Source organism: Marmoricola sp. URHB0036, assembly GCF_000426045.1.
Lineage (GTDB): Bacteria > Actinomycetota > Actinomycetes > Propionibacteriales > Nocardioidaceae > Marmoricola.
In genome coordinates, this window is the sequence record NZ_KE384490.1 from 327911 (window position 1) to 340497 (window position 12587).

Sequence of the window (12587 nt, forward strand, 5' to 3'; positions counted from 1 at the left end):
TCGATTCTACTGGAGTGACGAGGCGGGTCAAGGGTCGAAAAGAGACCTGTGGATCAGGCCGGGCGCGTCTCCTGCAGTACGACGAACGCCGCCGCGACATCGGCAGCGGAATCGTGCGTGAGCGAGACGAGCACCGTGTAGCCCGCCATCGACTCGGCGATCTCGCCGTGCAGCCGAATCGCCGGACGACCCCAGGCGTCGGTGCGCACCTCGATCTCGCGGAGATCCACGTGCTCGGGATCGATCACCTCGGGATGGCCGAAGCAGGTGCTCGACCAGGCCTTGATGACGGCCTCCTTGGCCGCCCAGCGGGCAGCCAGGGACTCGGCCTCCCGAGAAGTGTTGCTGCCGGAGCCGGACCGGGCCGCGCGGCGCTCACCGGGGGTGAACGCCTGCGCGAACCGGGTACCGGGCTCGTCGAGCTGCTCGGCGAAGGCGGTGATGCCCACGACGTCGATCCCGACACCGACGGCATCGGCCAGGACCTCCGGCGCGAACCTCGGCCCAGGTTCGGTCACCGAGCCGCTCTCGCGTAGACGCCGTTGTCGCCCAGCCGTGCGGCCGGGTCGACGAGCATCGCGGTCTCGTCGGCCTTGGTGTCCGCCATGTCGGCGGAGGCGAAGCGGCGCTTCTCGGCCTTCTCGAACAGCGGAGCACCGCCGGTCATGGCGTCGAGGCGACGGGCCTCGCCAGCCACGAGTCGGGCGGTGGCCGCAGCCAGCCAACGGTCCCGTTCCGAACGAGAGAGCGACGCCACGAACGCGCCCGGGTGGGCGACCGCGACCATGGCGGACACGTGGCCGAAGCCGAGGCTGGTGAGCACGCCCGCCTTGAACGGCCCGGTCTCCAGCGACCGACGCAGCCAGACCAGGTGCTCGTGCTCGGCGAGGTCCTCGTCGACGCAGTCCAGGCCGCGGTTGGGCGGCAGCGTCCCGGAAGCCAGCATCTGGCACAGCCCGTTGATCTGGAAGGCAGCGGCGCCGCCCTTGGCGTGACCGGTGAGCGACTTCTGACTGACGACGAACAGCGGGTTGCCGGCCGAGCGGCCCAGCGACTCGGCGAGCTTCTCGTGCAGCGTCGACTCGTTGGGGTCGTTGGCCGCGGTCGAGGTGTCGTGCTTCGACACCACGGCCAGGTCGTCGGCCGACAGGCCGACCGAGGCCAGCCCCTTGGCGAGCGGGGAGGACGACCCGCCGATGCCGGCGCCCAGCGCGCCCATCCCCGGGGCGGGGATGGAGGTGTGGATGCCGTCGGCGAACGAGCCGGCGTACGCGATCACACCGAGGACGGGCAGGCCCATCTCGAGGGCGACGTCGCCGCGGGCGAGTACGACGGTGCCGCCGCCCTGGCCCTCGACGAACCCGCCACGACGGCGGTCGTTGGGCCGGCAGACGTGGCGCTCGTCGATGCCCTTGGCGAGCATCTCGGCGGTGTCGGCGGTCGCGCTCATGTTGCCGAAGCCGAGGATGCCCTCGATGCCGAGGTCGTCGAAGCCACCGGCCACGACCACGCTGGCCTTGTCGAGGCGGATCTTGTCCACGCCCTCCTCGACACTGACTGCAGCGGTGGCGCACGCGGCGACCGGGTGCACCATCGCGCCGTACCCACCGAGGTAGGCCTGCACGGTGTGCGCCGCGATCACGTTGGGCAGCGCCTCCTGGAGTACGTCGTTCGGCGGCTGCTCACCGAGCAGCGCGTCGACGTACATCTTCCGGGTGGACTGCATGCCACCGATGCCGGTGCCCTGGGTGTTGGCGAACTTCGTCGGGTGGATCCAGCGCAGCAGCTCGGCCGGCTCGAAGCCGCTCGAGATGAACGCGTCCACCGTGGCGACGAGGTTCCACGCGGCCAGGCGGTCGACCGACTCGGTCATCGAGCCCAGGCCCCACACCTTCGGGTCGAACCCGTCGGGCACCTGTGCGCCGACGAAGCGCGAGAGCTTGAACCGGCGCGGTACCCGGATCTGGCTGCCGGCCAGTCGGGTGACCAGCCAGTCGCCGTCCTCGGTCGGCGTGATGCGCGTCTTCGAGGGGTCGGCCTCGACGAAGGCGTCGGCCTCGTCCCGGGTGCGTACGACGAACGAGGTGTCCTCCTCGAGGAAGACGGGGACGACGAGCGGCGCGGTGTTGTCGACCATGGAGCCGTCGTCGCGGTAGCGGCGGATGCCGACGCCACCCTCGATCTGCTCGGCGTACTTCTCCACGACCTCGGCCTCGGTCAGCGGCTCGCCCGACGCGACGTCGTGCCAGCCGGCCTTCGGCTGCTGCTCCCAGACGATGAGCCCGGTCGTCCACGCCAGCTCGAGCACGCCGGCCGGGGACAGGTTGTCCTCGACCTCCATCTCGAAGCGGGTACGCATGGAGCCGACCGGTCCCACCTCGCCCGCGCCGACGATGACGACGAGGTCCTCGGGCTTGGCCTTGATCGACGGCCAGTCCATGGTCGGCTGCTCGGTGCCCCAACCGGCCGGGTGGGTCATGGCGAGGAGCGTGTCGTCGCTGACCGGGGTCTCGACCGGCTCGGCTGCGGCAGCCTGTGCCTGCTTCGACAGGGCTGCCATGTCGAGCTGGGCGTCGCCCAGCCCGCCGGTGAGGTCGGTGACGACCGGCGCCTCGGCGGCGGCCGCGCGCGACTCCGGGGTGCAGAGCGCGAGCAGCTCGGCGGCCATCTCCTGCGGCGACCAGGTGCGTACGCCGGCAGCGGTGACCGCGTCGACCAACGGGTCGTTGTGACCCATCAGTCCGGTGCCGCGGACCCAGCCGATGTGGGCGTGGGCCAGGGAGACCCGCTGCGCCCAGTCCTTCTCGGCCTGCCAGCGGGTGACGAACGCGTCGAACGCGGCCTTGGCCTCGCCGTACGCACCGTCACCACCGAACATGCCGCGGTTGGGCGAGCCGGGGAGTACGACGTGCACGCGTCGGCCGATCCGGTGGTCGGCACCCTGGGCTGCGAGACCCGTGACCAGGCGCTCGACACCCCACAGCAGGATCCGGAACTCCACCTCGGCGCGCGAGCCGGCGTCGGCCGCGGTGCCCTGCACCGGGGGAGCGGCGAACGGGAAGACCAGCGTCGGCGCGAGCGCCGGGCGCAGCTCGGTCTTCTGCCCGCCGGCCGTCTCGACGACCGGGCTGGAGATCCACTCGACGAGCGCGTCGACGTCGGCGAACGAGGCCAGGTTGGCCGGCAGCACCCACAGGGCGGCACCGGTCGAGGCGTGGTCGCGGTAGAGCTCGCGGAAGAACGTGAGCCGTGCCTTGTCCAGCCGCGAGGTGGTCGCGACAACGGTCGCGCCACCGCGGAGGAGGTCGGCGACGACGGCGCCGGCGATCGAGCCGGGAGCCGCACCGGTGACCACGGCCACCTCGTCGTGCCACTCCTGCTCGCCTTCTCCGACCGAGGCGTAGAACGCCTCCACGTCAGTGCGCTTCTCGCGCTTCGCGCGATTCAGCCACCACTCCGCCTGTCGCTTCGCGGCGGCGTCCACGTTGGCGAACGAGTGCGCCTGTGCCTCTTCGTCGCCGACCCAGACGCGGGCGAAGTCCTCGCGGACGCTGGCCCAGCGGTCGTCGAGCACCACGGCGCGGCGCGCGTCGAAGGACGGCGCCACCTTGCGGGCCCAGTCAGAGCCCAGCTCGGACTCGACGAGCTGCACCAGCTCGGCGTCGAGATCCTCCTCGGCCTCGGCCACTCCGGCGTCGGCCAGCCCGAGCTTGCCGAGCAGGTGGCGCGCGGTGGAGGCGAGTACGCCGTTCTCGCCGGTGATCGACGCGGTGATCTCGTCGAGCGCGGCCGAGTCGACCATCGCGCCCTCGCCACCGCCACCGGTCGCCGGCATCGTGACCTGGACGCCCTGCGCCTGGCCGACCGCCTGGACGGCGTGGTCGACGACAGCGGGGAGGTCCTTGAGGTCGATCTCGTAGCCCAGCGAACCCCCACGGGTCGACGACCCGTCGCGGAGACCCGCAGCCAGCTCGGCCTGCACGTGGGTGACCCAGCCCGGGCCGAGCTGCCAGGTGTCTCTGACGCGGTCGGCGATCGCGGCGGGTTTCGACCCGGCCGCGCCGGCGAACTTGCGCAGCGTCTCCTGCACGGCCTCGGTCAGCACCGGTCCGAACGCGGAGTAGGTGCGGGCCAGCTTGGTCACCGTCACCGACAGCGCCTTCCAGTCCGCCTCGGCGGCACCGTCGATGGCCCCGAGGCCGAGCTCGGCCCCGAGGTCGACGAGCAGCTGGTTGCGGCGTGAGGAGACGCCGTCGCACAGCGCCTCGATCGTGTCGGCCTGGCCGATCTGGTCGGGACGCACCTTGGTCCGCAGCGCGGCCAGGGTCGTGGTGGCGTCGGCCGCGGTGTAGGTGAGGTCGGCCGGGCGGTCGGCGCCGGCAGCGGCGGTGGGAGCCGCCGGCGCGGCGGCCGGTGCGGCGGCCGTCTCGGGGGTGGTCTCGGGGGCTCGTTCCTCGCCCTCCTCGACCACATCCTCGTCGTCGTCCACGGTCGGGGTGTCGGTCGCGAAGACGACGCCGGCGTCACGGGAGGAGTTCAGGATCGAGGGCGCGATCCCGTCGTACGACGGGAGCTTGACGGTGTTGGCCGCCAGGTTGGCCAGGGTCGGTGCGTTGGCCACGCCGACCTCGACGAACTGCTCGATGGCCAGGCCGTCGGGGAGCATGCCGAAGAGCAGGTCCTGGGTCTCGATCCAGCGCACCGGGCTGGCGAACTGCCACGCGAGCAGCTCGATCAGCAGCGTGCGGCCGAGGCGGGCCGGGTCGGCCTCCCAGGTCGCCCAGTCCTCCAGTGCCGGCTCGAGCAGGGGCGAGTGGACGTACGACGCCACCTCCTCGACGAACTCCTTGTCGAGGGAGAACAACCGCGGCACCAGGTTGGGGATGTAGCGACCCACGAGCACCGACGGGTCGATGGTCTCGGGGAGCAGGTCGTCGAGCTTCGCGCGGAAGTCGGCGACACCCGCGTGCAGCTCGGAGGAGTGGAACGGCACGTCGATGCCCGGCACCAGGATGAAGGCCGGCTTGCCGCCGTGGCGTGCGCGGAGCTCCTCGACGGCGTCCTCGAGGGCCTCGAGACCGGCGACGGTGCCGGCGATGGCGTACTGCGAGCCACGCAGGTTGTAGTTGACGATCTGGATGAACTCGCCCGCGTCGTCAGCGACGGACGCCACGAACTCAGCGACGTCGTCGTCGGCCAGACCCAGCTGCGAGGGCCGGATGGCCGCGAGCCGGTAGTTGCTGCGGCCGTGCGCGTCGCGCGGCACCAGGTGGTGCATGGCCATGCCGCGTCGGAAGACGATCTCCAGCAGCGCCTCGAGGGGCAGGATGCCGGTGACCGCGGCGAGGGCGTTGTACTCGCCGACCGAGTGGCCGCACGTGATGGCGCCCTCGACGAAGACGCCGGCCTCACGCATCTCGGCCACCTGCGCCACCGCGAGAGTGGCCATCGCGACCTGCGTGAACTGGGTCAGGAAGAGCACGCCGTCGGGGTGGCGGTGCAGCTCTCCGTCGGCCCACAGCTCGGTCGGGTTGTCGCGCACCACGGCGAGGATCGAGAAGCCGAGCGCGTCGCGGGTGTGCGCGTCGGCGCGGTCCCAGACCCCGCGGGCGGCGGCCGAGCGCGAGCGGGCCTCGAGGCCCATGCCCTGGCTCTGGATGCCCTGGCCCGGGAAGGCGTACGCCGTGCGCGGGGCGGCGACGACGGCCTCGGCGACCATCACCAGCTCGCCACCGTCCTCGGTGAGGGCTCGGCAGCTGACCTCGATGACGGTGTCACCGGCCAGCACGCCGGTGCGCTCGACGGAGATCTCCACCTCGGCACCGGGCTGGAGCGGCGCGACCCAGCGGGCCAGCCAGCTGCGCAGGGCGCGCGGGTGCTGGGTGGCGCGGACGGAGGCGGCTGCGCGCTGGGCGACGGCCGAGAGCCACATGCCGTGCGCGATCGGGGCGTCGAAGCCCGCGAGCCGCGCCGCGGCGAGGTCGGTGTGCAGCGGGTTGTGGTCGCCGCTGACCGCGGCGAAGGCGCCCATGTGGGTCGGCGCGGTCACGGTGAACCGGTCGAGACGGGCGCGGGTGGCCTCCTTGGCCGGCTTGGCCAGGGGCGCCGGGGCGGTCAGCTCGGCCGCGCCGGTGCGTCCGCGCACCATGAAGCGCTCGAAGAGGCGGGCGACGAGGACGTCTTCGCCGTCGGTGGTGGTCCAGATGCGGACCTCGACGCTGATCACCTGGCCGGCCGTGGTGTCGACGACGCCGGCGCGGGTGGCCGAGACCTGCAGCTCGCAGGCCGCGGTCGGGAGGGTGCCCACCGTGATCCGGTGGTCGAGGTGCACCAGGTCGAGCAGGCCCTCGACCGCACCGATGCAGGCGAAGACAGCCGGCCAGGCCAGACCGACGAGGGCGTCGGGAACGGCCTCGGCCGCGGGGTCGGTGAGGCCGTCGCCCTTGCGGGTGCGGGCCGGGTCGGTGACACCGACGTGGTCGGCCACGAGCTCCGGGGTCCACTGCACCGTGGTCCGAGTGGTGCCGTCTGCGACCTCGGGCAGGTGACCGCCCGCGGTCAGGGCGAGCAGCTCGCCCATCGCGGCGCTGGCGGCGGACTCGCTGATCACCGGCAGCCGACCCTCGGGGATGCCGGAGAGGTCGACGGCCAGGGCGAGGTCGCCGTGCGTGAGCGGGACTCGAAGAGTGGCGGTCGCGCTTCCCTCGAGCTCGAAGGAGTGCGTGACGCCCTCGAGTCGGTGCAGCGGGTTGGTGATGACGCGTCCGGCCCACACCACGTCGTGGGAGTCGGCGGCGGCGTCGAGCAGGGTGGTGCCCTCGCCCACGGTGGTGCGGCTGGTGGCGACCTGCGGCGTCACGTCGTGGGACTCGAGGTCGGCGATGATCGCGGCCTCGAACCGGTCGAGCAGGTCGGCGACCGGCTCGTCCTTGGTGGTGATGCCGGCAACGGAGACCGGGCCCGGGATGACGATGACCTGGGCGGCGTCGTACGCCTCGTCGTGGGCCTGCCACAACGAGTCCGAGCGCCACCAGCGACGCACGTCGGCATCGATGACCGGCACGAAGTTGACCGGCTTGCCCGGGCGGCGGCAGACCTCGGTGAAGAAGGGCACGTCGGCGGGGTGCAGGACGCAGGTGGCGGCCTCGGGGTACGTCGCGACCAGCTGGTCGACCGTCGCGGACGGGTCGACCTGGTCGATGACGAGCCGCTCGATCGGGCCGGACGCGGCCGGGTGCACGCGGGCGACCGCGCGGTCGAGCATCAGCTCGAACCGCTCGAGGGAGGTGTCGAGCCAGTCGTGGCCGTGGCTGCTGGTCGCGACCAGGTCGGGATCGACCGCCCGCGGACCCGCCAGGTCGAGGTAGCGGCGCAGCCACTGCTCGTAGGTCATCTCCGCGACGTCGCCGAAGTAGTGCTTGCTGGTCAGGGCCATCGCGGCGACCAGCTCGTCCTTGCGCGCGGTTGCGGCCTCGGCGTCGCCGGCGACCTGGTCGAGCAGGGCGCCGCAGCGGGAGGCCGCGTTGTCGATCTCGTGGATGTCGGCGCCGAGCTGGCTGCGACCGGAGGTCACGTCGCCGGCGCTGCGGCCGGCCCCGACCCAGCCGCCGTTCTCGTCCCGGGTGATGCCGGGCGTGGCCACGAGCAGGTCCTTGACCGACTCGGAGGTGGTGGCCTCCCGGGTCGCCATCGCAGCCGTGCCGACGAGCACGCCGTCGACCGGCATGGCCGCCTCGCCGTGCGCGGTGGCCCACTGGCCGGTGAGGTAGTCGACCGCTCGCTCCGGCGTACCGATGCCGCCGCCGACGCAGACCACGAGGTTCTCGACGTTGCGCAGCTCGGCGTACGTCGCCAGCAGCAGCTCGTCGAGGTCCTCCCAGGAGTGGTGTCCCCCCGCGACACCACCCTCGATGTGGGCGATGACCTTGTGATCGAGGGTCTCGACCTCCTTGGCGATGGCCACGACCTGGCGGATCTGCTTGACCGTGCCCGGCTTGAACACGACGTGGGCGATGCCCGCCTCGTGCAGGTCCTCGATGATGGCGACGGCGTCCTCGAGGTCGGGGATGCCGGCACTGATCACAAGGCCGTCGAACGGCGCTCCGGCCTGGCGCGCCTTCTGGAGCAGGCGCTGGCCACCGACCTGCATCTTCCACAGGTAGGGGTCGAGGAACAGGGTGTTGAACTGCGCCGTGCGGCCCTCGTCGAGCAGCTCGGTCAGCCGAGCGACGTTGGTGTCGAAGATCTCCTCGCTGACCTGGCCGCCGCCGGCGAGCTCGGCCCAGTGGCCGGCGTTGGCGGCAGCCGCCACGATCTCGGGGTCGACGGTGGTCGGCGTCATGCCGGCGAGCAGGATCGGGGACTTGCCGGTGAGGCGGGTGAAGGCGGTGTCGACGACGGGCTTGCCGTCGCCGCGGTCGATCAGGCCCGGGGCATGGGACGACCAGTCGGCAGCGAGCGCGATCTCGGCGCCGGGGGTGAAGAGCGCGTCGCGACCCTTCTCGGTGGCAGCGGGGATCACCGTGACGCCGCGCCCGCGCAGGGCGCGACCGGTCATGTTGGCCGAGAGGGTGGACGGGCCGAGGTCGACGACCCAGCGGGTACCCCCTTGTTGTGTGAGGGGACGTACGGCATCGGTCAGCTGGCGCGGCCAGTCGACGGTGTCGACGCAGATGGCGTGGGCGAGGTTCTCGGCCAGACCGGCGTCCAGGTCGCAGGCCTCGGCCCACTCGCGGACCAGGTCGACGGCCGGCGCGAGGGCCGGGTGGTGGAAGCCGAGGGCGACCGGGAGCGCCTCGACGACGGGGCTGAAGGCGCGACCGCCGCGGGTCTTCGCCTCGAGCTCGGCGGCGTCGGCGTCGGTCCGCTTCTGGATCGCGGCCCGGAAGCGGCGCAGGGCTGCGGGCGAGCCGCTCACGACGACGCGGCGGGGGCCGTTGATCGCGGAGATGGCCGGGGCGTCCTGGCCCGAGGTGGCCGCGACGAGCAGGCCCTCGAGCTCCGCGGGGGTGGCGCCGGTGACGGCGAGCATCGGGGTCTCGTCGTGCTGCTGTCCGTGAGGGACGAGGCCGGCACGGCGTCCTGCGATGGTGGCGGCGGCGCCGATCAGGCGGGCGATCGCCATGAGTTCGACATCACTGCGGCCGCTCTCGCTCTCGCGGCGTCCGGCGAACGCGGCGACGCCGAGAATGCCCTGGCTGTGGCCGACTGCGGCGACCGGGCCGATGGCGGCCAGGTCGAGCCCCTCGTCGCGCAGCTGGTCGAGGGTGGCGAGCTGGGTGAGCAGCACGCCGGGCAGCGACAGGCTGCCGTTCTGGAGGTCACCGGTGGCGGGGACGATGTCGTCCTGGAGCCAGCGGTGCGGCTCGAACGGGCGGGGGAGCGCAGCGGCCAGCTGCGTGCTGACGGGCTTGACGAGACGCGCCGACTCCTCGACGAGCGCGCCGATCCGGTCGGTGCGCTGGTCCTCCTCGACCAGGTCGCGCAGGGTCGCGAACCAGTCGGTGCCCTGCCCGCCGAAGGTCACGGCGAACTCCTCGCCGGCGCCCGTCTGGTTGTTCAGCCGGTCGGCCAGGGACTGCCCGTGGGAGGGGGTCGTGGAGGGGTGGGAGGTGCTGCTCGGGGGTGCCTGAGTCATATGAGGAGTACATCATGTTCTCCGTGCGAACCTGAAATCCTCCTCGCATTTTCAGGGAGGTCTTCGTCACCTTTCCCGCTACCCGTTGGTACACCCGCGAGTAGCCTCCCGAGTAGCCTCCGGGCATGGCCCTCCCCACCCCCAAACCCCGCCACGTCGCCGTCGTCACCGGTGCCTCCAAGGGCATCGGCGCCGAGATCGCGAAGGAGCTCTCGCGTCGCGGGCACGAGCTGGCGCTCGTGGCCCGGTCGACCCCGCAGCTCGAGTCGCTTGCTGCCGAGCTCGACACCCCGGCCCACGTGATCACGGCCGACCTGTCCGACCGCGCCGCCCGGTCGAGCCTGCTCGGCGAGATCGAGGCGCGCGGCCTGACGCCGCAGATCCTGGTCAACAACGCCGGCTTCTCCACGATGGGTCCGGTCCACAAGAGCGACCCCGAGGTCGAGGAGGGCCTGCTCGAGCTCGACGTCGTCGCCCTGGCCGACCTCTGCGCGCGCTTCCTGCCCGGCATGGTCGAGCGCGGCACGGGCGCGGTGCTCAACGTCGCCTCCACCGCCGCGTTCCAGCCGCTGCCCGGCCAGGCGGCGTACGGCGCTGCCAAGGCGTTCGTGCTCTCCTACACGCGCAGCATCGCCGCCGAGCTCCAGGGCACCGGCGTCCGGGCGACCGCCCTGTGCCCCGGGCCGGTCGAGACCGACTTCGGCAAGACGGCGGGCTTCACCTCGAAGGAGGAGAAGGAGTCACTCCCGCAGATCATGTGGGTGCCGGCTCCGGAGGTGGCCCGTGCCGCGGTCGCGGGCATGGAGGCCGGCAAGGTCGTGGTCATCCCGGGTGCCGCCAACAAGGTGGGGGCCGCCTTCTCCACGATCGCCCCGAAGAAGCCGCTCGCCTGGATCCTGGCCAAGAACCACCCCGGGCTCCGGTGAGTCAGGACGTCCTACGGTCTGGTCGCTGCGGCGACCACTTCGTATGACGTCACGGTGGCGTGCGTCGAGGGGGGAGAGCCGCCGGGAGAGCCGCTCGTCGAGCACCGCAGCGGCTCGGTCACCCTGTCCCGAGCGGGCGAGCGCGAAGACCAGCGTGTCCTGGAGCACCTCGCGCTGGGCGGCGCTGCCACCGAGGGCGGTGGCGCGGGGGAGCACGTCCTCGAGCAGGCGGGCCGCCACGTCGTGGTCGCCCTCGACCACGGCCTGCAGCGCCCGGCAGACGGGTGCCACCACGTCGCGGAAGACGGGGTCGGTGTGGGCGAGCGAGGTGGTGCGTAGCGCAGCAAGCCCGATCTCGTCGCGCTCGGCGGCCAGGCTGAGCGCCGCGTGCAGCGCCACGAAGGGGGTGGGGGGCGAGATCAGCCAGCCGTCCGGGGCCGACCCGCAGACCGCCTCGCTCGGCAGGTCGCCGGTCCACGAGTCGGTGACCAGGCAGCGCCACAGCAGGGCACCGCTGTCCACGAGGGCCCGGGAGCCGGTGACCAGGGGCGGGGCCAGCTCACGCTCGTAGCGGCGGCGGACCGCCTCGACGTCGCCCTGCATGAGCTCGTGCAGCGCCGCGTGCCAGGAGAAGTGCGAGCGGTGGTTGGCCCGCGGGCCCTGGATGCGGATCCACTCGTCGAGCCAGGTGAGTCCGGCGGTGTGCGCGCCGGTCTCGTAGAACACGTGGGCCCGGGCGTGGGCGGCGTGGCCGGAGGCCGGCTCGACCGAGAGGGCGTACGACGACAGGTCCTCTGCCTCGGCCCAGCGCTCCTGGTCTTGACGCACGAAGGCCAGCTGGCCGGCGTACCACCAGTCGTCGCCGTAGCTGCGGCCGAGCCCCTCGACCAGGTCGGAGGTCTGACGACCGGACGTGAGCCCGCCGAACGCGACCGTCGGCAGCGCCACGCTGGCGGCCAGCGCGTCGCGCGGGAAGAGCCGGATGTGCCGCAGCAGCGCCGCCGCACCAGTCGCCTCGTCGGAGCGGAGGCGGGTGGTGACCGCGTCGAGGAAGCTGGCCTCGCGGTCGTCGAGGTGGCGCTCGGCGGCGGCCGCGTGCGCGTTGCGCAGCGCCGTGCGCCACGAGCCGGTGGCTCCCCACTCGTGCCCGAGCAGGGAGAGCGCGGCCTGGGCCTGGGTGAAGTACGGGTCCAGCTCGACGGCCGCCGAGAGGGCCTCCTCCACTCCGTCCTGCAGGCGCAGCAGCCGGCCGAGCGCGGCGTTGTAGGTCTCGGCCGCCTTCTTGCTGGTCGTGAGGGTGAGTCCGTAGGCGTCGGTCGGGCGGCGCTTGGTCTCCCCGTGCAGCGCGCGTACGACGGCGCGCGCGACGTCGTAGGCCTGCTCGCGGATCTCGGGCATGGCGGTGGTCTCGAAGAGGTTGCCGCGGCGCAGGGTGCCGATGGCGTAGAGCGGCATGCCGGTGGGGAGTACGCCGAGGACGCGACCGTCGTCGGCGGTGTCGATGCCGAGCCCGGCCGGACCGGGTCGGACCAGGCCGGTGCGGGCCAGGCCGGCCAGCAGCGGATCGGCCGACAGGGCGTCGATCGGGCCGGTGCAGTTGACGACGCCGGCCACCACGACCGTGGAGCCGTCGGCCAGGGTCGCCTCGATGCCGCCGTCGACCTCGCACGCGTCGACCAGCGTGCCGGAGTGGCGCACCAGCCGACCGGCCTCGGTGATCTCGGCGAGCCGGCCAGCAGTGACCGGTGGCATCCGGTGACGGTGCACGCCCCAGGTGCGCGAGTGGTCGGCCAGGAACCGTCGCTTGTCCTCGTCGTCCATGCCCTGCCAGAGCTGCGCGGTCACAGGGCGGAGTCCGTCGATCGCGGCCCGCCAGTCGCCGGTCTCCGCGACCGTGCGCGCGACGTGAGCGTCGACGACGTCACGCAGCTCGTCGAGGGTGGCGATCCGGGTGATGCCGGGCGGAGGGGGCACGGCCGGTGTCGTGGGCAGGCGGTGCACCTCGGGCACCAGGTCGTGGCGCG

3 protein-coding genes are annotated in these 12587 nt (G+C 72.7%); 1 reads left to right on the top strand and 2 read right to left on the bottom strand.

Features of this window, described 5'->3' with window-relative positions:
• Window positions 1-53: 53 nt before the first annotated feature.
• A complete protein-coding gene (locus tag H976_RS0121860; protein WP_231389018.1) occupies window positions 54-518 on the bottom strand; it encodes a holo-ACP synthase in 465 nt (154 codons plus the stop codon).
• Window positions 515-9637 carry a type I polyketide synthase gene (locus H976_RS27975; RefSeq protein WP_051277317.1) on the bottom strand — a complete coding sequence of 3041 codons (9123 nt, stop codon included), beginning with the start codon at window positions 9635-9637 and terminating at the stop codon, window positions 515-517. The genes H976_RS0121860 and H976_RS27975 overlap by 4 nt, the downstream gene beginning before the upstream one ends.
• Window positions 9638-9762: 125 nt before the next feature.
• On the opposite strand from H976_RS27975, the gene H976_RS30805 reads away from it, so the two are divergent.
• Window positions 9763-10563 carry an SDR family oxidoreductase gene (locus H976_RS30805; RefSeq protein WP_027863258.1) on the top strand — a complete coding sequence of 267 codons (801 nt, stop codon included), beginning with the start codon at window positions 9763-9765 and terminating at the stop codon, window positions 10561-10563.
• Window positions 10564-12587 lie beyond the last annotated feature (2024 nt).

Excerpts from the sequence above, each read along its gene's own strand:
- H976_RS27975 (WP_051277317.1), bottom strand. The coding sequence starts at position 9,637 with ATGACTCAGGCACCCCCGAGCAGCACCTCCCACCCCTCCACGACCCCC.
- H976_RS30805 (WP_027863258.1), top strand. The coding sequence starts at position 9,763 with ATGGCCCTCCCCACCCCCAAACCCCGCCACGTCGCCGTCGTCACCGGT.